We start from the raw sequence: 17,662 nt of genomic DNA on the forward strand, positions 1-17,662 counted from the left end.
AGGCATGCTCGCCGAACGCTCAACAGAGTTTCCAAACCATAATTAATTAAAAAAGGGGATTTTATGAGTTACCAATGGCCTTCTGATGGTTCATCTTCCATATGGCCGGAAATAAACAGCACGTTCTTATCCCTCCGTGGATTTTCAGACGAATTTATTCCAATGAATGACACTCAGCGAACCTACAAAAAACTCCTGATGGGATTTGATGCAATCACCTCTTGCGAGATGAAAGAACTTTATAAATTCAAAATCACATTAACTCAAATGAACGAACACGACCTTTCTCTCCCTGAGCTTTGCCTTATCCATAAGGCATTCAGCGCATGGGTGAAATTTGATTACGATAACGCGAGATTGCTTCTGACCCAACATATTCGAGCATACCCATCGGATATTGTCGCGCTCTTCTTTATTCACATGCTTGATTTCTGCACTGGCAAAACAACCAACCTGAGGTCTCTTCTGCTTTATTGTGACGAACACATTGTTAGCACTCACTACCTCTATCCGTATTATCTTTCCATAAAATCATTCGTCCTTTGTGAAGCTCAATGTTTTGATGATGCCTTAGAGGTTGGTTTTAAATCTGTTAAATTAATGCCGGACAATATCTATGGCATTCATGCTGTCGCACATGCCTTGCATGAGCTAGGTCGCTGGAAAGAACTTTGTCACTTCCTGACCAACTGCAAAGAACATTGGATCACCAACGCCGGAATGGGAATGCATGTATACTGGCATCTCGCCATTGCGTATGAACGATCCGATGAAATCACGCTGGCATTGCAAGCTTTTGATGAATTATATGCGCTAAAAGACAATCCATTTGCTAAACAAGATTTGGACGCCGTAGAATTCTTGTGGCAACTTAGGCTCAAATCTGCCGACACTAACTTCCAACCAATATGGGAACGTCTTGCTGTTCTTTGGACAGGCAGCATCAGCTCATCCACCTCTTACTTCCACAAAATACATGCAGCACTCGCTTTTTCTGCAACAAATCAGTCTTTTCTTATTGAGAAGCTGATCGCGGAAAGCGATGGATTTGGCATCGAACCAGACACACATTCCACAGGGATAGACGTCCTTAAAGCGATCTTATTATTTACATCTAGGCACTATGAGGAGTGTCTAAATAAACTTCGTCTCAGCTATGAAAAATGGCCATTATTGGGAGGTAGCCGCGCTCAACGTGAAATATTGGAACAAACGATGGAATACGCCGCCTTGAAAGCATCCTCCACCCTATAAATTGCGACATTGACAAACATGAAAAGCAACCACGCATCAACGCAGTCGGTCAACAACTACTCAACCTATATCAAGCTGTCTCTTGTGGCTATTATCTGGGGCGGAACATTTGTTGCAGGTCGATACATTTCTGTCGAGACACCTCCCTTGTTATCAGCAAGCCTCAGATTTATTCTTGCGGGCATAACGCTCATTATCTTCCTCGTTTTATCAGGAAAAATGTTCGTCAAGATTAATCTATCCCAACTATTGAAAATCATTGGACTGGGCCTCTGCGGAATATACGCCTACAACCTTTTTTTCTTTTATGGTCTGCATCACACAACCGCCTCCAGAGCTTCACTTATCGTGGCACTAAATCCAGCAGTAATGGCGATTGTTTCATATTTCTTTCATAAGGAAAGACAATCGTCACTGAAAATACTGGGAATTATTCTTTGTCTGCTCGGAGCAATGATCGTAATTTTTAGCAAAACGCCACAACTGACAATTGGAGAAGAAGATAACTGGTTGGGTGACACTTTGATCTTTGGTTGTGTTTTAAGCTGGGTTGCTTATAGCGTCTTCTGCAAGAACATTGTGAACCAAATCGGCCCGCTACACACCGTTACATACTCCATCCTGGCAGGCGCTATCATGCTAACTGTAACAGCCATTTTCACAGGTCAAATGAGTTTATCCGCAATACATGCATTATCCATGACTGATCTCTCCAGCTTACTTTATCTTGGCGCAGTAGGTTCAGCGGTGGCCTACATCTGGTATTACGACGGAATCCAAAGAATTGGTTCCACTCGCTCCGGTGTATTCATTGCGCTTAACCCTTTGACCGCGGTATTGCTCGGCGCAGTCCTATTAGATGAGAGATTAACATTCCCAATGTTCATCGGCGGCGCTCTCGTCATCGGAGGTATCCTGATCTGCAATAAGAGATCAACCGGTAAAAAACTTATTCCACACGAATCTAAATTTGAGATCAATCATATAGTAAAAGCAAAGAATTGCAGGAAATAAGCCAGAAGTTTCATCCTATCGACGCTTTGGCACAAACAAAAGCGTCGATCTTGCTGAGACCTGATGGCAAACCTGATCTCTGAACCTAAAAACCATGAATGTAAGAGACTTCAATAGACATTTGTATAGCAAAAATGGGAGCGGAGAAATGCAATTCATAACCTCTTTCTAAATAAGCCAAAAAATAATAATGAGTGAAAACAACAAAAATCTATAGTCACCCTCTTTTCTAAAATCAGCATTTGCTTAATTGGAAAGGTGATTTTATAATCAAGCAATTGACTTTTTATAGTCTCTATTTAGTCCTTTTTAATGTGAGGAATTCTATGCGTTATTCAGAACAGATCAAACCCATTAGCTACCTAAAAGCCAATGCAGCTACGGTGATGACGACACTCACTGAGTCCCGTTCACCGATGATTATTACACAAAATGGCGAAGCAAAAGCGGTGATTCAAGATATTGCCTCTTATGAGCAGACTCAGGAAACTATAGCGTTGTTAAAGATTTTAGCTTTAGGGCAACAACAAGTTAAAGCAGGTGAAGTCACACCGGTAAAGGATGTGGTTCAACGCTTAAAAAATAAAGGGAAGTTCGCCTAATGCCATATCATGTCATGCTGACTAAAAATGCCGAAGCAGATTTAGAGGACATTTACGATTACATTGTCGAAAATGACAGTTCAGAGAAAGCTGATTATGTATTGGATCAGTTGCTGAAAACAGCAGACAGTCTGGCTAACTTTCCTGAAAAAGGCAATTATCCCAAGGAGTTGCAGGAGTTAGGGATCCGCGACTTCCGCCAAACATTTTTTAAACCTTACCGGGTTATTTACCAAATCACAGGTAAACAGGTGGTAATTTTTGTGATTGCCGATGGTCGGCGAGATATGCAAACCCTGCTCACGCACCGGTTATTAAGTGTATCTGCATGATAAGGAAGACTTGGAGCGGGAAACGAGACTCGAACTCGCGACCCCGACCTTGGCAAGGTCGTGCTCTACCAACTGAGCTATTCCCGCATTACTGACTGGTGATCACCTGAAATAATAGACTAATCCCAAGAAATCAATTGCGAACCTAAACTTGGAGCGGGAAACGAGACTCGAACTCGCGACCCCAACCTTGGCAAGGTTGTGCTCTACCAACTGAGCTATTCCCGCGTCACTGGCTGGCTAATAATAACCAGAAACAACATACTGATTCCAAACCAAAATTTGGAGCGGGAAACGAGACTCGAACTCGCGACCCCGACCTTGGCAAGGTCGTGCTCTACCAACTGAGCTATTCCCGCATATCTTTTAGTACGCTATTCATACCTTATGAAATTCATCATCGGTATGGGGTGCGCATTATACGAAAAATCGTTGCGCCCGCAAGCCTTTCAACGCAAAAAAACAAACTTTTCGGTCAAGTGACGATTTAAACGCCAAAATGGGTTAATTAATCGCCACACCGAACTTACATTATCATGCCAACAGAAAATAAAACTTTCTGACTCACAGTTGAATAAAATGTTCCCGATAATAGGCTAACTCAGCAACTGATTCACGGATATCATCCAGCGCCTGATGAGTATTCTGCTTCTTAAATCCAGCAAGGATTTCCGGCTTCCAGCGACGGGCTAATTCTTTAAGTGTGCTGACATCCAAATAGCGGTAATGAAAATAAGCCTCCAATTCTGGCATATAGCGGAACAAGAAACGCCGATCCTGACTAACGCTATTACCACAAATGGGGGAAGCACCTGCCGGAACCCATTTTTCCAAAAATTCAATCGTCGCTTTCTCTGCCTCACGATCATCAATTTTACTTGCCTTAACACGTTCAACCAGCCCACTGCCCGTATGGGTGCGCACATTCCATTTATCCATCAGAGCAAGTTGTTCATCAGACTGATGAACCGCAATGACTGGCCCTTCCGCCAGGATATTCAAATTTGCATCAGTGACAATTGTCGCAATTTCAATAATGCGATCCCGCTCTGGATCTAAGCCCGTCATTTCCAGATCTATCCAGATAAGATTGTGCTCACTTTTTGACATGTTATATCCTAGATTGGAGAGATAGTTCTTATTAATGGTGTATCATAGCGCTTTTAAGCAATAACAGCGATAAGTGTGGAACAAGTGAGGTTCGGTGGCTAAACATAAACTATCCAAAGGCCAGCAACGGCGGGTACAGGCGAATCATCAGCGAAGATTGAAAAAACAGGATAATAAACCTGAAATGGATGATAGTCAGTTAGGTGAACCTCAAGAAGGGCTGGTTATCAGCCGTTTTGGCCAACATGCTGATGTCGAGGCAGAAGACGGTTCTATACAACGTTGTAATATTCGCAGAACTATCCGCTCATTGGTCACTGGCGATCAAGTCGTATGGCGTCCTTCGCTGCAAACACAAGCAGATGTTAAAGTAAATGGTATTGTTGAAGCCGTTCACGAACGTACTTCCGTACTTACGCGGCCTGACTATTATGATGGTATTAAACCTATCGCCGCCAATATTGACCAAATAGTGATTGTGTCAGCCATTCTTCCTGAACTGTCACTCAATATTATCGATCGCTACCTTGTCGCCTGTGAAACGCTGGGCATTGAGCCATTGATTGTATTGAATAAAATTGATCTGTTGGACGAAGAAAGCCGTGAATGGGTCAACGAAATCATGTCCACATACCACAACATTGGTTACAGAGTATTGAAACTCTCAAGCCATACTGGCGAAGGTATGGAAGAATTAACGAAGATGCTTGCAGGTCGAATCAGCATTTTTGCCGGTCAGTCTGGCGTAGGTAAATCAAGTTTACTCAATACACTCCTGCCAGAAGATGAAGCAGAGATTATGGTCAATCAGGTTTCAGATGTTTCTGGTTTAGGTCAGCACACCACAACAACCTCCCGTCTTTATCATTTTCCACATGGCGGTGATGTTATTGATTCTCCCGGAGTTCGAGAGTTTGGCCTGTGGCATTTAACACCGGAGCAGGTAACTCTGGGTTTTATCGAATTCCGTGATTATCTGGGCGGTTGTAAATTCCGTGATTGTAAACATCGGGACGATCCAGAGTGTGCGTTACGGAAAGCAGTGGAAGATAACGAAATAACTCAAGAACGCTTTGAGAATTATCACCGTATTCTCGACAGTATGGATCAAATTAAACCACGCAAAACTTTTACAGATAACGATAGCTAACTGACATCAAATGAAAGGACAGGTACAATACCCCCTTTTATCTAATTTTGCCAATAGAATCCAAGAGGTTGACGTGCTGGATAACATTAAAATCAGGTTACATTATTTACTGCCTAAACAGGGAATAACTCACCTGGCAGGCTGGTTTGCTAACAAAAAAGCTGGCTGGCTGACTCAACTGGCAATCAAAGCGTTTGCCCGTGTTTATAAAGTGGATATGAATGAAGCGAAAGCGCCTGAGTTTTCAGCATATACGACATTCAATGAGTTCTTTATCCGCCCATTAAAAGATGATATTCGCCCAATTGTCAGCAATGAACACCAATTAGCGCTACCTGCTGACGGAACTATCAGCCAGTTAGGCAATATCCGAACATACCAGCTCCTTCAAGCTAAAGGACACCACTACACACTTGAAGCTCTACTCGCCGGTAATCATCAATTAGCAGAGATATTCCGTGATGGGCAGTTTGTAACGACTTACTTATCACCTAAAGATTATCACCGTGTACATATGCCTTGCGATGGATTACTGAAAGAGATGATCTATGTCCCAGGCGATCTATTCTCTGTCAATCCATTGACTGCCGCCAACGTACCAAATCTGTTCGCTCGTAATGAAAGAGTCATCTGTCTGTTTGATACTCAATTTGGGCCCATGATACAGATTCTGGTTGGTGCAACTATCGTCGGCAGTATTGAAATGGCTTGGTGTGGTACGGTTACACCACCACGGGAAGGCATTATCAAGCGCTGGACTTACCCCGAAGCCGGTGCAACTGGCGCAATTTCTTTCAAGAAAGGGGAAGAAATGGGGCGTTTCAAATTGGGTTCTACCGTCATTAACCTGTTTGCATCAAATCAGGTACAGCTAGCCGGGCATTTGAGCAGTGGCTCCACAACCCGCATGGGCGAACTGTTAGCCCAAGCGATCATACCTGACGAACCTACTGACAACATAAGCTAATCCCTTTCCAAGGAGAGCCCTTTATCGTGCGCCTGATTATCAGCTTATTGCTTAGCCTGATCATTATTAGTCCGGTTCTTGCTGCGATTCCACTTGATGAAAACCAGCTCAAACAAGAACTGAAACAAATCGAATCCAGCAAAAACCCACAGGATGCAGAAGTTGCTCAGGCGCTGCAAGGCGCTCTCAATTGGATTGCTGATACTAAATCTGCTAATGACAGAACGCAGAAATATCAGACCGCCATTGATGATTTTCCTAAAATCACGAAAGAACTTCGTCAAAAATTACTCTCTGAAAGTGATACGCCTCATCCAATTCCCGCTAACCAACCCATTGCAAGCATTGAGCAACAGATCATTCAAGTCAGCAGTCGGTTGCTAGAACAAGGGGGACAGTTACAGCAAGAGCAGGACAAAGGGCGGGAAATCAGCGACTCTCTCGTACTGTTACCGCAACAACAATCAGAAGCGCGACGCCTGCTAACTGATGCATCCTCTCGCCTACAATCATTAGGAACACCATCTACTCCATTAGCAGAAGCTCAATTTGCCTTAGCTCAAGCCGAAGCCAATGCGCACAAAGCAACAGTCAATGAACTTGAAATAGCTCAACTCTCCGCTAACAATCGGCAGGAAATTTCCCGTATGCGGGTTGAACTGTTCAAAAAGCGCTATCATCGACTTGATCTTGAGCTGCAACAACTCCGCAGCCAACTTAATGCACAACGCCAGCAAAAAGCAGAATTAGCCTTAGAACATACCGAGATGCTGGCGGAACAAAGTGACCAGCTACCAAAATTTCTGCTTGATGAATTACAACTGAACCGGAATTTATCTCAGGAATTAAATCAGCAAGCACAACGAATGAATATCATTGGCTCAAAACAGCGACAAGCCGCCAGTGATATTATTCAAGTCCGGCAAGCATTGAATACCATTCGTGAACAAGCACAATGGCTCGGTGGCTCTACAACGCTCGGAGAAGCGCTCCAAACCCAGCTTGCCCGTTTGCCTGACATGTCTAAGCCACAGCAACTTGATCGGAATATTGTCAAATTCAGGGTTGATCGTCTGAAATACGAAGACATGCTCGATCAGTTACAAAAAGAGACAAAACCCGTACAGAAAAGCAACGTTGCGTTAACTGCTGAACAAGAGCGGATTTATGATTCTCTTACCCGCACCCGCAAAGAATTACTCAATTCATTATTATCTGGCTATGACAGTGAAATCCTTGAATTGACCAAACTGAAAGTCGCTACCAGTCAGCTAAATGATGCGCTAACAGAAGTTAAAGAGGCCACACACCGTTATCTATTCTGGGTCGCGGATGTTAATCCTGTTTCGCTCAATTACCCAATCAATGTTGTGCAGGATCTAACCCGTCTATTATCGCTGGACACTTTTTCTCAGTTAAGCGGCGCCCTGATCGTCATGCTGACCACTCAGGATACGCTGCTGTACTTATTCGGCACGCTCTTCCTGGTTATATTCAGCATCGGCTCTCTCCGCCATTATTACGCATTCCTTGAACGCGCGAGTAACCGTATCGGCAAAGTCACCCATGATCACTTTTCCCTCACTTTACGTACCGTATTCTGGTCGGTTGTTGTCGCGTTACCTTTGCCGATGCTCTGGTCTGCCATTGGCTATGGGCTGCAAAGCGCCTGGCAATATCCTATGGCGACCGCTATCGGTTATGGCGTCAGTGCGACAACTCCCGTTCTATGGATCTTCATGCTGAGTGCCACTTTCGCCCATCCAAATGGATTATTCATTGCCCATTTCCGTTGGCCGGAAGAACGCGTTAAACGGGCTTTACGGTTCTACCAGCTATCTATCTTTGCCATTGTGCCATTGGTCATGGCATTGATAACTTTTGAACATTACAGTGATCGAGAATTTTCTTCCACACTTGGCAGGCTTTGCTTCCTAATCCTGTGTATCTCTTTAAGCCTGATCACGAACAGCCTGAAACGGGCAAGAGTCCCGCTCTATCTGGATAAACATGGCTCCGGCGAAAATGTTATCAATACCGCTCTCTGGTGGATTTTACTCTCTGCGCCGATAGTCGCAGCGCTAGCTTCCATACTGGGGTATTTCAGTACATCACAAGCATTGCTGGGGCGTTTAGAGACTTCCGTTGCTATCTGGTTCTTCCTGCTAGTTATTTACCATATTATCCGTCGCTGGATGCTGATTCAGCGACGCCGGATCGCCTTTGACCGGGCAAAACAGCGACGGGCGGAAATTCTGGCTCAACGAGCCAAAGGAGAAGATGATTCAACAGGTTCAAGCAGTATCGAAGGCGCCATTGAAGTTGAAGAACCCATTATTGATCTGGATGCCATCAGCGCTCAGTCATTGGGGTTAGTTCGTTCAATTCTGACTCTGCTTGCCTTGGTTTCACTCATTTGGCTCTGGTCAGAACTTCATTCCGCTTTCTCATTTCTAGAAAATATCCGACTGTGGGATGTCACCACCACAATAAACAATGTAGAAACTGTTCAACCCATCACCGTAGGTTCTGTCTTGATTGCTATCTTGGTGATTATTATCACCACTCAACTGGTGCGTAACCTGCCCGCCCTGCTTGAGTTGGCCTTACTACAGCATTTGGAACTTACGCCAGGTACCGGCTTTGCTATCACCACACTCACCAAATACACCATTACTTTGATTGGTGGTCTGGTAGGTTTCTCTCTGATTGGTATTGAATGGTCAAAATTGCAATGGCTTGTTGCGGCGCTAGGGGTTGGGCTAGGCTTTGGCTTACAGGAGATCTTCGCCAATGTTGTTTCTGGCCTGATGATACTGTTTGAAAAACCGATCCGTATCGGTGATACCGTGACTATCCGCAACCTGACCGGCAGCATCACCAAGATCAATACACGGGCAACAACCCTCTCTGACTGGGATAGAAAAGAGATCATTGTTCCTAACAAAGCCTTTATTACCGAGCAATTTATTAACTGGTCATTATCTGACACCATCACCCGTGTCGTGCTGACAATTCCTGCGCCGGCAGAAGCTAGCTGTGAAGAAGTCACCCAAATCCTGTTAACCGCGGCTAAACGCAGTTCTTTGATCCTTGATAACCCGGCGCCTGAAGCCTATCTGGTTGATCTTCAACATGGTATTCAGATATTTGAATTACGTATTTATGCTGCTGAAATGGGGCATCGAATGCCTGTCCGCCATGAAGTCCACCAGCTTATTTTGCAAGGATTCCGCGAACACGGCATTACTCTGCCATTCCCGCCATTTCAGGCGAGTATTGATGTCATTGGTCGGGATATTCGCAGTGCGACGACCAATATGTCAGGCCGTAATCCACCACGTCAACCGGGTAGTTTGTAAAACAATGAAGCACTGAGCACCCGTACTTGAATCAACTCACCCTATTTCAGGCAGAATATGGCCTTTTACCGCCATCCTATGCTTGAAATAGGCTTTGCGAGGCAATTAATGTCGCGCCACAAGAGGTTTTCATTCCCTCCAGTGCGTACATTTGCCCATTAGAGCTGACTATTTTCGGCGTCCCTTCCACAATGGTTTGATTACCGCCACATTTTGGACAGGATACCGCATCCCCGACCCGAGCCGCTTTCTTCCCTAACACACCAAAGCCTTCATCACCGGCTAACACCTTGCCGCCATGCGAAGTCGAATCACCGACCAAAATAATAGAACGTGACATCTTTCCCTCCATTAACTAATGATTAAATATTAATTTCAAATTCCAACATCTGGCTATCATGGCGCCACAACTTGATTAAGAAAAATTTATCTAAATAAAACTCATTGAAATAAATTACATAATCATGTTAATGGAATACCTATAAAATTTACCTCATTAACTGTTTGAAACAAAAATTTACACATAATTAAATTATCAACCTTGATATCCACAAAATCAAAATATAAATTTACATTAATATTTGATCATAAAGAGAGCAAAGGTAGATATGAAAAATTTTGAAGATTTCTATAGGGAAGCACTTTCACAAATAAAGCATGGTCTGAGCAACGCGGCGCAAGAGCATCCACACCTGGCTCCGTTTACCCCCGAATCCGGCGACCCTGATATTCTCCGAGCACTGGAAGGTTTTGCGCTTATCACTGCCGGTCTTCAACAAAAAATTAATGATGTCTTGCCGGGTGCGGGTTGCACAAGGGTGGAATGGCAACGGATTTGGTTTTCTGGCAACACCGAGAGTCGGTCAGGAAGTGATTATCTCCTATCTCAACGGCGATATTGACCGGCCTATTATTACCGGATGCACTTACAACGGTCTTAACCGCCCGCCGCTGAATTTACCCGCGGAAAAGACGCGCACCACGTTCAGAACCAAAACACATAAAGGTAATGGCTTTAACGAATTACGTTTTGAGGATGAAAACGGCAGTGAAGAAGTATTTATTCATGCTCAACGGGATATGAATACGCTGATTCTGAATGATGAAACCCACAATATTGGGCATAACCGGACACATCATATTAAACATGATGCCCATTTACGCATTGATAATGAGTACCGCGTACAGACGGGAAATGATATTTCCCTATCTACGGGGCAAAAACTCCATATCAAGGCAGATGATGCCCTGTTAACTCAAAGCGGCAATGAAATTCACCTAAATTCCGGCGCTAAAGTCGTGATTGATGCCGGTAGTGAACTGACCCTACAGGCCGCCGGGCACTTCCTTAAAATCGATGCAGGCGGTATTACCAGCAGTGCGGGCATTAACTTCGGCAGTGGATCACCCGGCAGCGGTTCAGGCTGGGGTGGCAAGCTACCGGATATGCTGGATAAACTGAAACAAACCAGTGTCGTGCAGGCAGAAAAAGCCCTGACGACACCATTGAAAGAAATCTGTCTGACCTGTCTGATGAAAGCAGAATTGAATGGCACGGCAATGGTTCTCAGAGGGCAGTCATGACACCAGAATTACAGAAAAAATGGAGTGAATACAGAGAAACACATCCCGAAATGAAATGGTATGCCTTAGTCAGCGGCCTACAGTATGAACGTCATTTTGCTGAAGAGATTAAGTATATCGCCGGCATGAATAATCCCCTGTTCCGGCAATACCCGGATGCCAAAATTGCATTCGCGGGGCCGTGGTTGTTTGATATGGCTTATGCGAAATCATGGGAAGAAAAGTTATCTACGCTGGAAAAGGTTGCACCTTCGGTGTCCTGGCTACACACCACGCTGTCTTTAGACAAACTGACTCGTCACCTTGAAAACTACCTGAATGTTGAGCTGGAAACGGGGGAAACGGCATTACTGCGTTTTCACGATCCCCGCATTTTGCATCAAATTCGGGATATTTTCAGCCCAGAGCAATTGTCGGCATTCACTGACGGTATTCATGAGTGGGTGTATTCTTTTGATAATAATGATCATTTCGTAAAAGGGGCCTAACGATGATAAAACTCAGCAAGGAACAGGTCGCTAAATTTATTGATGCGGAAGATGAGGCTTATGTGACCCAGATCCGACAACGTATTCTGGCTGAACACAGTGAATTAGTCGAAAATGAAAGCGAACACAGCCTACACGAACGATTAAAGAAGGCTTATCTGGACTTGGTTGAGATGGGGTTCAAGGATGAAGCATTGATCCGCTCTTATTTATATTTCGTTGCGTTTAACCGTGATTTTCACGGCTCGCCAGCAATCCAAAATATGTTGAACGCCGGGGATAGCCCGGAACAACAATACCGTGATTATTTGCGGGTTATGGATAATTTATTAAAAAGGAGAAATTGATATGCCATTACCACTTCTTGCGCCAGCAGCTCCCGCTCTTTTAGCTGCTGCGGAATGGACACTGGCTGCTTGTACAGCGGGATTAGCCGCCGTTGGTGTGATGGAAAGCACTAAAGATAAAGAAGGTGAACAAGACAAAGCAAAAGCGGATACACAAACAATTGCTTCGTCCCGTACCGAATGTGAGAAATGTCCGGCTATTGGCAACGTTACAATGGTCTGGGAAAAGACCACATCGTATTCAGAAATAACTATTGCTTATCAAACAAAAATTGCCGGGACGATATACAACCCTGAATTAAACCTAATTGAAACCTGGTTATGCATGGATACAAATTTTGATGGCTGGAAACCTGCACAATGCTTATTTCTTGAGGCCAAAGCTAAATATGATCAATTTTTTGAAAAAGGTAAACCCAAACCTTGGTGGAAATCGTCCGACTACTCAATGCAAAAACAAGGAAAAAGGCAACAATGGGTATGTACTTCATTAAACAGTATACCAAATTCTCATTGGCATTTTATGCAACCTATAAGCTATGCCTATTATTTAGAAAAATTATCTATTCATTCCAATATTAAAGTATTTCATACCCCTTGCTAACCGAATAATTTCTAATAGGAAAAATAAATGACTATTTTATCTTTAGATATAGAAATATATACAGATTGGAAAAAGCCATTAACTCCAGACATTGCAGTTAATGATACCTATAAAATCGTAAAACAATTAGAAGATATCTTCTTTGGATACTCTAAGATATGGTACTTAGGAGGAAATAGCCGCGAAGAAGCATTAACTCGGGTAGCTTTTGATGAGAGAGGAATAACAGACGAATGTATAAACGACTTTAAAGAAAATTATACAGAAGAAGATCCTACGGTTATATCAGGAGTCTGGGATGGAGGCGAGGATGGGCAAGCATGTTCAATTAGTTACTTTAATTATCACGTTGAAAGGCAAGGCCAAACAAAAATAGAGATTAATATATCCATTAAAGAAAAAGAGTTTCGCTTTCTTAAGTTGATTGATTTTATCAGGTTTCTGATTTTTAGCCATAACTCACCTTATATTATGGTAGAAACTGATAATTATAGAATAAAAAGAAAACAGGTCTTCCCAGATCGTTTAAGTGCTGGCTGGATGCTCTATTTACCAATAAAAATAGCCCCAACTTTAGTCCCAATGGCAGAAGAAATAATATCTATTTCTGATAAAAATGACAAAAAAGGCTCATTGATTATTACGACAAAAGATATTTTTGACATTGAAAACCAGAAGCATATCAATAAAGCCAATGATATTGAAATCTGCTTGCGGGATCTACAAATATTACCATTGATGACAGAGTTATAAATATGACAAACAGAGCCGTAATCCGTTTAAACGACCTAACCGATCATGGTGGTAAAGTCATTACCGCCATTGATAATTACGTGTATCAAGGCGTGCCTGTTGCCGCTAAAGGTGATTTAGTAAGCTGTCCTAAATGCAAAGGGGTTTTCCCTATTGTGGAAGGTAGCAATGACTTAAAGCATCAGGGAAAACCTGTCGCATTGGAAGGTATGCAAACAGCCTGTGGCGCAAAACTGATTGCCAGCCAGAAAGATTTTCTCGCTTAATGAGACAACAATCACTTTGGCCTATTAGGACAACACTGACGCGCTGCGCTTGTCTTCTCCGTTTTACCGGGCTAATACATTAATCCGGTAGAACGGAGAGCCGAGAAAAATACCGTGATTATTTGTGGGTCATGGATAATTTATTAAAAAGGAGAAATTGATATGCCATTACCACTTCTTGCGCCAGCGGCTCCCGCTCTTTTAGCTGCTACTGAATGGACACTGGCTGCTTGTGCCGCTGGATTAGCCGCCGTTGGTGTGATGGAAAGCACTAAAGATAAAGAAGGTGAACAAGACAAAGCAAAAGCGGATACACAAACAATTGCTTCATCCCGTACCGAATGTGAGAAATGTCCGGCAATTGGCAACGTTACAATGGCTTGGGAAAAAACCACATCGTATTCAGAAATAACCATTGCCTACCAAACAAAAATTGCCGGGACGATATACAACCCTGAATTAAACATAATTGAAACCTGGTTATGCATGGATACAAATTTTGATGGTTGGAAACCTGCACAATGCTTATTTCTTGAAGCTAAGGCGAATTACGATCAATTTTTTAAAAATGGGGAACCTAATGACTTTTATAAAAGTATAAAGTTAAAGGGAAAAATGTCTGGATATGACAGTATGATTAATCAGGCTAGGAGGCAGAATTTAGTGTGCGAGACATTAGATAATACTCCAAAATCCCATTGGCACTTTCTAGAGCCAATATCTTATGAATACTTTCTTACGGCATTTTCTATGTTTCCTAACATTACGGTATTTAACACTAAACTTTAATCATTCTCACAAAAGGAGAATTAAAAATGTCAATGATTTTTTCAAGAATAAAATTATTTCATGACTCAAATGAGGCTTTAACTCCTGAAAATGCATTACTTGATTTATAAATAAGATTTCATAATAGTGCTACACTCATTTTTTGTCTTCCTGGTTTTTGCTGTGATGAAAACGATGCCAAAAAGGCATCAACATAATTAAGCAACTGCCACATAAATTGACAACGGTGATTTCGCGTTATTGTCTCATGGAGCGATTGCCATAACCGTTCTATTTTATTTAGCCACGGTGAATAGACGGGTAAAAACAACAGGGTAAATTTGGGATGTCGTGCCAGCCACTCCTTTACCTTCTGACTTTTATGAATACCGTAGTTATCTAAGATTAATGTGAGAGTTTCCGCATGGGGATATTGATGATTCAGTTCATCTAACATTTTGATAAATAAATCAGAGTTCTTTTTTATTCCTTTAACATAGGTAACTTGCTCTGTCTGAGCATTGAGGCAACCCGCAAGGTAATGTTTTTCATTTTTTCCCGGGGTGATAACCCGTTTTTGTTGTCCTTTGAAACACCAGTCCGCGCCGATTTTCGGGTTGAAATCAATATCCACCTCATCTTCATAGAAAACGGGATGTTTTTCTGAAATATTCGCTTTGGCTTCTGCGATCTTTGCCATTTTCTCCTCATGTTCAGGATCAGGTTGTTTTACCGTGGGCGCCGCTCTGCGCCAGACAATTCCCACCTGAGCAAAATAACGATAGAGGACACTTTGTGTCAGAGAGAGGTTGAGTAATTCATTAAGAGTATGAGTCATAAGCTCAAGGCTCCAGCGAGAGCGAAGATAGCCGAATTCTTGGGGAGATTGCTGTAATAAGAAAAGCAACAGGCTATAGAGAGGGGTGAGATCCCAGACAGCAGGTCGGCCAGCCGGTAAACTGTTGAGTCCTTCGAGTCCATATAATGTAAACCATTCAACCCAACGATTGATGGAAGAGCGTGCGGCATGAAGGGTTTTGGCGACATAAGTCACCGTCAATCCCTCATTGAGCATCAATAACGCCGTCAATCGACGGGAATAGTTCTTATCACGGGTTTTGTGGATAAGTTTTCTCATTTTCTGGCATTCATTTTGAGGTATGGGTGCTATGATAGGCATCACTCAGTCCGTGTTGAGGTTTGGGATTTTTGGCAATTGATCAGATCGCAAAAATCGGACTGAGTTCCCTTCCAGTGATCTATTATTTTGAAAATTTATTTATAAAATTACATGCAAGATAAATAAGTTAACAACTAGAAAAAGTGGTTGGTATTTGCCTGGTTATACTCAAGAAGAAAGATTAAAAAATAATGCATTTGATGAAAATGGACCTACTAAATATGCTATAGAGGATTTTAAAGAAACTTATGATGAAAACTCTGGATTTATTGTGAAATCATTATCTGATGGAGTAGATGAGAACAACAACAGTATTCTATATATGGGTGAAGATAAAATCCATGTTAATCCTGTTAGATTAGGTAAAACTAATATATCTATAAGCATCAATTTAGATAAAGATAAATTTAATTTTCAAGATATTATTGAGCTTTTAAAAGATTCAATATCCCTTCGGAACTCTCCATTTATTTTAGTAGATACAAGAGGTTACTCGTTAAAACAAAAACAAGTTTTTCCAGATAGGGTTTATGCCGGCTGGATGCTCTACTTACCAATTGAAATAGATCCGACTTTAGTTCCAATGGCAGAAGAAATAATATCTATTTCTGATAAAAATGACAAAAAAGGCTCATTGATTATTACGACAAAAGATATTTTTGATATTGAAAACCAGGAGCACATCAATAAAGCCAATGATATTGAAATATGTTTACGGGGTTTACAAATACTACCATTGATGACAGAGTTATAAATATGACAAACAGAGCCGTAATCCGATTAAACGACCTAACCGATCATGGTGGTCAAGTCATTACCGCCATTGATAATTACGTGTATCAAGGCGTTCCTGAATCCGGTAAAACAGAGAGCCGAGAAAAATACCGTGATTATTTGCAGGTTATGGATAATTGATTAAAAAGGAGAAATTGATATGCCATTACCACTTCTTGCGCCAGCGTCTCTCTCACTGGTATTTTATACAGCCTATATCTTATTCATATTTTACAGAAATTTTTGCTCCATATCTCAATATTAAAACTTTTAATACTATGATGTCTCAACAACCAGAATAATTTATAGGAGAATTGAAATATGCTCATTATATACCCAAGAATAAAATTATTTTATGATCTTAGAGAAACCATCACACCGGAATTATCATTGGCCGATACGTATCAGTTAATGAATCACATTAATAACCTCAGTAATAATTCAAGTGGTTGGCATCTACCTGGATATAGTGAAGAAGAAATTAAAGAAAATAACGTATTTAATGAAAATGGCATTACTAAATATGCTTCAAAAGAATTCAGGAGAATTTATGAGGATGACGGAAGATCTATTATAGTATCACTATTTGATAATCCTATAGTCGATAATTCTGAAAGTGGAAAATTAGAAAATAACATTACATATATTGGCCAAGATGATATTCATTCCAACCCTAATAGATTGGGGAAAACTAATATATCTATTAACCTTGCACTTGAAAAAGAAAAATTCAACACTAAAAACTTTATCGATTTTATTAAACATTTAGTTTCTCATAGATATTCTCCATTTATTATGATAGATACTAGAGGCTATAGATTAAATCAAAAACAAATTTTCCCAGACAGAATAAGTGCAGGTTGGATGCTCTATTTACCAATAGAAATAGATCCGACTTTAGTTCCAATAGCAGAAGAAATAATATCTATTTCTGATAAAAATGACAAAAAAGGCTCATTGATTATTACGACAAAAGATATTTTTGATATTGAAAACCAGGAGCATATCAATAAAGCCAATGATATTGAAATATGTTTACGGGATTTACAAATACTACCATTGATGACAGAGTTATAAATATGACAAACAGAGCCGTAATCCGATTAA

General features: G+C 41.7%; 20 protein-coding genes, 3 tRNA genes and 1 pseudogene. 18 read left to right on the forward strand and 6 right to left on the reverse strand.

Annotated elements, in window-relative coordinates:
* Window positions 1-63: 63 nt before the first annotated feature.
* The 4 genes from B0X70_RS22945 (at window position 64) to B0X70_RS22960 (ending at window position 3,202) form a co-directional block, all read left to right on the forward strand.
* Window positions 64-1,254 (forward strand): tetratricopeptide repeat protein, encoded by a 1,191-nt coding sequence (locus tag B0X70_RS22945; protein WP_110090573.1) that lies wholly within the window; start codon window positions 64-66, stop codon window positions 1,252-1,254.
* Between the two features lie 18 nt (window positions 1,255-1,272).
* A complete protein-coding gene (locus B0X70_RS22950; protein WP_217470470.1) occupies window positions 1,273-2,268 on the forward strand; it encodes a DMT family transporter in 996 nt (331 codons plus the stop codon).
* Window positions 2,269-2,594: 326 nt separating this feature from the next.
* Window positions 2,595-2,870, forward strand: a complete 276-nt coding sequence (locus B0X70_RS22955; protein WP_036810053.1) for a type II toxin-antitoxin system Phd/YefM family antitoxin — start codon at window positions 2,595-2,597, stop codon at window positions 2,868-2,870.
* Entirely contained in the window at window positions 2,870-3,202 is a 333-nt protein-coding gene (locus B0X70_RS22960) for a type II toxin-antitoxin system RelE/ParE family toxin (protein WP_036810050.1), read from the forward strand. The genes B0X70_RS22955 and B0X70_RS22960 overlap by 1 nt, the downstream gene beginning before the upstream one ends.
* Window positions 3,203-3,213: 11 nt before the next feature.
* On the opposite strand, the gene B0X70_RS22965 is transcribed toward B0X70_RS22960, so the two are convergent.
* From B0X70_RS22965 to orn, 4 genes are all read right to left on the reverse strand, one after another.
* A tRNA-Gly gene (locus B0X70_RS22965) sits at window positions 3,214-3,289 on the reverse strand.
* A gap of 65 nt (window positions 3,290-3,354) precedes the next feature.
* A tRNA-Gly gene (locus tag B0X70_RS22970) sits at window positions 3,355-3,430 on the reverse strand.
* Window positions 3,431-3,485: 55 nt separating this feature from the next.
* A tRNA-Gly gene (locus tag B0X70_RS22975) sits at window positions 3,486-3,561 on the reverse strand.
* Window positions 3,562-3,766: 205 nt separating this feature from the next.
* Complete coding sequence (gene orn, locus B0X70_RS22980) at window positions 3,767-4,312, reverse strand: oligoribonuclease (RefSeq protein WP_040151115.1); 546 nt, start codon at window positions 4,310-4,312, stop codon at window positions 3,767-3,769.
* Window positions 4,313-4,406: 94 nt separating this feature from the next.
* Here orn and rsgA point away from each other — a divergent pair, with 94 nt between their 5' ends.
* The 3 genes from rsgA to mscM all read left to right on the forward strand — a co-directional run bounded on the left by rsgA (window position 4,407) and on the right by mscM (window position 9,791).
* Entirely contained in the window at window positions 4,407-5,462 is a 1,056-nt protein-coding gene (gene rsgA, locus B0X70_RS22985; protein WP_214039507.1) for a small ribosomal subunit biogenesis GTPase RsgA, read from the forward strand.
* A gap of 73 nt (window positions 5,463-5,535) precedes the next feature.
* Window positions 5,536-6,429 (forward strand): archaetidylserine decarboxylase, encoded by an 894-nt coding sequence (gene asd / locus B0X70_RS22990; protein WP_036810042.1) that lies wholly within the window; start codon window positions 5,536-5,538, stop codon window positions 6,427-6,429.
* Between the two features lie 26 nt (window positions 6,430-6,455).
* The gene (mscM, locus tag B0X70_RS22995; protein ID WP_217470471.1) at window positions 6,456-9,791 is read left to right on the forward strand and encodes a miniconductance mechanosensitive channel MscM; all 3,336 of its coding nucleotides are present in this window, start codon (window positions 6,456-6,458) and stop codon (window positions 9,789-9,791) included.
* A gap of 76 nt (window positions 9,792-9,867) precedes the next feature.
* Here the strand turns inward: mscM and B0X70_RS23000 are convergent, their stop codons facing one another.
* Window positions 9,868-10,131: a PAAR domain-containing protein gene (locus B0X70_RS23000; RefSeq protein ID WP_105397903.1), complete on the reverse strand. Its 264-nt coding sequence runs from the start codon at window positions 10,129-10,131 to the stop codon at window positions 9,868-9,870.
* 268 nt (window positions 10,132-10,399) lie between these two features.
* Between B0X70_RS23000 and B0X70_RS25475 the strand changes: the two genes are divergently transcribed.
* The 8 genes and pseudogenes from B0X70_RS25475 to B0X70_RS23040 all read left to right on the forward strand — a co-directional run bounded on the left by B0X70_RS25475 (window position 10,400) and on the right by B0X70_RS23040 (window position 14,622).
* Window positions 10,400-10,693: a type VI secretion system baseplate subunit TssF gene (locus B0X70_RS25475; RefSeq protein ID WP_246593373.1), complete on the forward strand. Its 294-nt coding sequence runs from the start codon at window positions 10,400-10,402 to the stop codon at window positions 10,691-10,693.
* A pseudogene (locus B0X70_RS23010) lies at window positions 10,584-11,375 on the forward strand (type VI secretion system Vgr family protein); the annotation flags it as partial. The gene B0X70_RS25475 and the pseudogene B0X70_RS23010, both read left to right, overlap by 110 nt.
* Window positions 11,372-11,863, forward strand: coding sequence for a DUF4123 domain-containing protein (locus B0X70_RS23015; RefSeq protein ID WP_217470472.1), 492 nt, complete (start codon window positions 11,372-11,374; stop codon window positions 11,861-11,863). The pseudogene B0X70_RS23010 and the gene B0X70_RS23015, both read left to right, overlap by 4 nt.
* A gap of 2 nt (window positions 11,864-11,865) precedes the next feature.
* A complete protein-coding gene (locus B0X70_RS23020) occupies window positions 11,866-12,210 on the forward strand; it encodes a hypothetical protein (RefSeq protein ID WP_217470473.1) in 345 nt (114 codons plus the stop codon).
* A 1-nt stretch (window position 12,211) separates the two neighbouring features.
* Complete coding sequence (locus B0X70_RS23025; RefSeq protein ID WP_217470474.1) at window positions 12,212-12,814, forward strand: restriction endonuclease fold toxin 5 domain-containing protein; 603 nt, start codon at window positions 12,212-12,214, stop codon at window positions 12,812-12,814.
* Window positions 12,815-12,841: 27 nt separating this feature from the next.
* Entirely contained in the window at window positions 12,842-13,567 is a 726-nt protein-coding gene (locus B0X70_RS23030) for an immunity 52 family protein (protein WP_217470475.1), read from the forward strand.
* Window positions 13,568-13,569: 2 nt separating this feature from the next.
* Window positions 13,570-13,833 (forward strand): PAAR domain-containing protein, encoded by a 264-nt coding sequence (locus B0X70_RS23035; RefSeq protein WP_112877239.1) that lies wholly within the window; start codon window positions 13,570-13,572, stop codon window positions 13,831-13,833.
* A 162-nt stretch (window positions 13,834-13,995) separates the two neighbouring features.
* On the forward strand, window positions 13,996-14,622 hold the full coding sequence (locus B0X70_RS23040; protein WP_217470476.1) for a restriction endonuclease fold toxin 5 domain-containing protein: 627 nt from the start codon (window positions 13,996-13,998) through the stop codon (window positions 14,620-14,622).
* A 118-nt stretch (window positions 14,623-14,740) separates the two neighbouring features.
* Here the strand turns inward: B0X70_RS23040 and B0X70_RS23045 are convergent, their stop codons facing one another.
* Entirely contained in the window at window positions 14,741-15,781 is a 1,041-nt protein-coding gene (locus B0X70_RS23045; protein WP_217470325.1) for an IS630 family transposase, read from the reverse strand.
* 154 nt (window positions 15,782-15,935) lie between these two features.
* Here B0X70_RS23045 and B0X70_RS23050 point away from each other — a divergent pair, with 154 nt between their 5' ends.
* The 3 genes from B0X70_RS23050 to B0X70_RS23060 all read left to right on the forward strand — a co-directional run bounded on the left by B0X70_RS23050 (window position 15,936) and on the right by B0X70_RS23060 (window position 17,632).
* The gene (locus B0X70_RS23050; protein WP_246593375.1) at window positions 15,936-16,535 is read left to right on the forward strand and encodes an immunity 52 family protein; all 600 of its coding nucleotides are present in this window, start codon (window positions 15,936-15,938) and stop codon (window positions 16,533-16,535) included.
* Window positions 16,536-16,537: 2 nt separating this feature from the next.
* Window positions 16,538-16,696 carry a PAAR domain-containing protein gene (locus B0X70_RS23055; protein ID WP_217470477.1) on the forward strand — a complete coding sequence of 53 codons (159 nt, stop codon included), beginning with the start codon at window positions 16,538-16,540 and terminating at the stop codon, window positions 16,694-16,696.
* A gap of 180 nt (window positions 16,697-16,876) precedes the next feature.
* On the forward strand, window positions 16,877-17,632 hold the full coding sequence (locus B0X70_RS23060; RefSeq protein WP_217470478.1) for an immunity 52 family protein: 756 nt from the start codon (window positions 16,877-16,879) through the stop codon (window positions 17,630-17,632).
* The last annotated feature ends 30 nt before the right edge of the window (window positions 17,633-17,662 follow it).

The organism is Photorhabdus akhurstii (assembly GCF_019090985.1).
GTDB classification, from domain to species: domain Bacteria; phylum Pseudomonadota; class Gammaproteobacteria; order Enterobacterales; family Enterobacteriaceae; genus Photorhabdus; species Photorhabdus akhurstii.

Bases quoted from the DNA above. Each gene is read 5' to 3' on its own strand.
- B0X70_RS22945 (WP_110090573.1), top strand. From the start codon at position 64: ATGAGTTACCAATGGCCTTCTGATGGTTCATCTTCCATATGGCCGGAA.
- B0X70_RS22950 (WP_217470470.1), top strand. From the start codon at position 1,273: ATGAAAAGCAACCACGCATCAACGCAGTCGGTCAACAACTACTCAACC.
- B0X70_RS22955 (WP_036810053.1), top strand. From the start codon at position 2,595: ATGCGTTATTCAGAACAGATCAAACCCATTAGCTACCTAAAAGCCAAT.
- B0X70_RS22960 (WP_036810050.1), top strand. From the start codon at position 2,870: ATGCCATATCATGTCATGCTGACTAAAAATGCCGAAGCAGATTTAGAG.
- orn (WP_040151115.1), bottom strand. From the start codon at position 4,312: ATGTCAAAAAGTGAGCACAATCTTATCTGGATAGATCTGGAAATGACG.
- B0X70_RS23000 (WP_105397903.1), bottom strand. From the start codon at position 10,131: ATGTCACGTTCTATTATTTTGGTCGGTGATTCGACTTCGCATGGCGGC.
- B0X70_RS25475 (WP_246593373.1), top strand. From the start codon at position 10,400: ATGAAAAATTTTGAAGATTTCTATAGGGAAGCACTTTCACAAATAAAG.
- B0X70_RS23015 (WP_217470472.1), top strand. From the start codon at position 11,372: ATGACACCAGAATTACAGAAAAAATGGAGTGAATACAGAGAAACACAT.
- B0X70_RS23020 (WP_217470473.1), top strand. From the start codon at position 11,866: ATGATAAAACTCAGCAAGGAACAGGTCGCTAAATTTATTGATGCGGAA.
- B0X70_RS23025 (WP_217470474.1), top strand. From the start codon at position 12,212: ATGCCATTACCACTTCTTGCGCCAGCAGCTCCCGCTCTTTTAGCTGCT.
- B0X70_RS23030 (WP_217470475.1), top strand. From the start codon at position 12,842: ATGACTATTTTATCTTTAGATATAGAAATATATACAGATTGGAAAAAG.
- B0X70_RS23035 (WP_112877239.1), top strand. From the start codon at position 13,570: ATGACAAACAGAGCCGTAATCCGTTTAAACGACCTAACCGATCATGGT.
- B0X70_RS23040 (WP_217470476.1), top strand. From the start codon at position 13,996: ATGCCATTACCACTTCTTGCGCCAGCGGCTCCCGCTCTTTTAGCTGCT.
- B0X70_RS23045 (WP_217470325.1), bottom strand. From the start codon at position 15,781: ATGCCTATCATAGCACCCATACCTCAAAATGAATGCCAGAAAATGAGA.
- B0X70_RS23055 (WP_217470477.1), top strand. From the start codon at position 16,538: ATGACAAACAGAGCCGTAATCCGATTAAACGACCTAACCGATCATGGT.
- B0X70_RS23060 (WP_217470478.1), top strand. From the start codon at position 16,877: ATGCTCATTATATACCCAAGAATAAAATTATTTTATGATCTTAGAGAA.